We start from the raw sequence: 2,480 nt of genomic DNA, 5'->3' as shown, positions 1-2,480 counted from the left end.
TCTTACTTCTTTCGAATGGGATATCTCATCTTGAGGGGGGCTTCACGCTTAGATGCCTTCAGCGTTTATCCCGTCCCGACTTGGCTACTCGGCCATGAGCCTGGCGGCTCAACCGATACACCAGAGGTCAGTCCATCCCGGTCCTCTCGTACTAAGGACAGCTCCTCTCAAATATCCTACGCCCACGCCGGATAGGGACCGAACTGTCTCACGACGTTCTGAACCCAGCTCGCGTACCGCTTTAATGGGCGAACAGCCCAACCCTTGGGACCTACTACAGCCCCAGGATGCGATGAGCCGACATCGAGGTGCCAAACCACTCCGTCGATGTGAACTCTTGGGAGTGATAAGCCTGTTATCCCCAGGGTAGCTTTTATCCGTTGAGCGATGGCATTCCCACTTAATACCACCGGATCACTAAGTCCTACTTTCGTACCTGCTCCACCCGTCGGTGTCACAGTCAAGCTCCCTTCTGCCTTTGCACTCTTCGAATGGTTTCCAACCATTCTGAGGGAACCTTTGAGCGCCTCCGATACCCTTTCGGAGGCGACCGCCCCAGTCAAACTCCCCGCCTGGCATTGTCCTATCACCGGGTCACGGTGACTAGTTAGAAACCCAATACTGCAAGGGTGGTATCCCAACATTGGCTCCATGGCAACTGGCGTCACCATTTCGCAGCCTCCCACCTATCCTGTACATGCAATACCGAATCCCAGTACCAAGCTGGAGTAAAGCTCCATGGGGTCTTTCCGTCCTGGCGCGGGTAACCAGCATCTTCACTGGTACTTCAATTTCACCGGATGCATTGTCGAGACAGTGCTCAAATCATTACGCCTTTCGTGCGGGTCGGAACTTACCCGACAAGGAATTTCGCTACCTTAGGACCGTTATAGTTACGGCCGCCGTTTACTGGGGCTTAAGTTCAATGCTTCGCTTGCGCTAACATCTCCCCTTAACCTTCCAGCACCGGGCAGGCGTCAGCCCATATACCTCACCTTTCGGTTTCGCATAGACCTGTGTTTTTGCTAAACAGTTGCTTGAGCCTATTCTCTGCGGCCTGCTCTCGCAGGCACCCCTTCTCCCGAAGTTACGGGGTCATTTTGCCGAGTTCCTTAACAATGCTTCTTCCGTCGGCCTTAGGATTCTCTCCTCATCCACCTGTGTCGGTTTACGGTACGGGTACTCTGCAAACAATAGCGGCTTTTCTCGACGCATGGCTCATGTGCTTCCCTACTTGATTTCGGTACGCGTCACGTCTTCGGATTGATGACCGGATTTGCCAAATCATCTCCTACCTCGCTTGCACCGGACTTTCCATTTCCGGCTCACACTCTCCACACGTGTCCCCACAGTTCTGTTACAGAGCAGTACAGGAATCTCAACCTGTTGTCCATCGACTACGTCTTTCGACCTCGCCTTAGGTCCCGACTTACCCAGGGCAGATCAGCTTTACCCTGGAAACCTTAGATATTCGGCCGGAAGGATTCTCACCTTCCTCTCGCTACTCATTCCGGCATTCTCTCTTTTTAACAATCCACAGCTCCTTACGGTACTGCTTCGTCTCGTTAAAAATGCTCCTCTACCAATGTACTAGGTACATTCCTGAGCTTCGGTGTCGTGTTTTAGCCCCGGACATTTTCGGCGCAGGACCTCTCGACCAGTGAGCTATTACGCACTCTTTTAATGTATGGCTGCTTCTAAGCCAACATCCTGGTTGTCTTTGAAATCCCACATCCTTTTCCACTTAACACGCACTTTGGGACCTTAGCTGCAGGTCTGGGCTCTTTCCCTTTTGACTACCCAACTTATCTCGTGTAGTCTGACTCCCGATGAGCATCTATATGGCATTCGGAGTTTGATATTCTTCGGTAAGCTTTGACGCCCCCTAGGAAATTCAGTGCTCTACCTCCATTAGACTCCATCGAGGCTAGCCCTAAAGCTATTTCGAGGAGAACCAGCTATCTCCGGGTTCGATTGGAATTTCTCCCCTACCCACACCTCATCGCCACCCTTTTCAACGGATGTGCGTTCGGACCTCCATTGCCTTTTACGGCAACTTCATCCTGGACATGGGTAGATCACCCGGTTTCGGGTCTGCCTGAACTGACTTTACGCCCTATTAAGACTTGGTTTCCCTTCGGCTCCACACCTTAAGTGCTTAACCTCGCCAGTCCCGGCAACTCGCCGGACCGTTCTACAAAAAGTACGCGGTTCCGCATATAAAGCGGTTCCACAGCTTGTAAACACAGGGTTTCAGGTTCTCTTTCACTCCCCTCCCGGGGTCCTTTTCACCTTTCCTTCACAGTACTATGCGCTATCGGTCACTAAGGAGTATTTAGGCTTACGGGGTGGTCCCCGCTTGTTCCCACAAGGTTCCACGTGTCTCGTGGTACTCTGGATACCGCCATGTCTGCTTTCCTTTCATGTACGGGGCTTTCACCCTCTCTGGCTGGCTTTCCCAAAACCATTCTACTAGAATT

At 52.1% G+C, this 2,480-nt stretch carries 1 rRNA gene; it reads right to left on the bottom strand.

Annotated elements, in window-relative coordinates:
* Window positions 1–2,480 (bottom strand): 23S ribosomal RNA (locus ACESZP_RS17830); the annotation flags it as partial.

Origin of the sequence: Candidatus Dorea massiliensis AP6, from assembly GCF_964245105.1 — a bacterium.
Taxonomy (GTDB): Bacteria; Bacillota; Clostridia; order Lachnospirales; family Lachnospiraceae; genus Laedolimicola; species Laedolimicola intestinihominis.
Note: the sequence above shows the minus strand (reverse complement) of the source record. Positions and strands in the feature narration are given on the sequence as shown.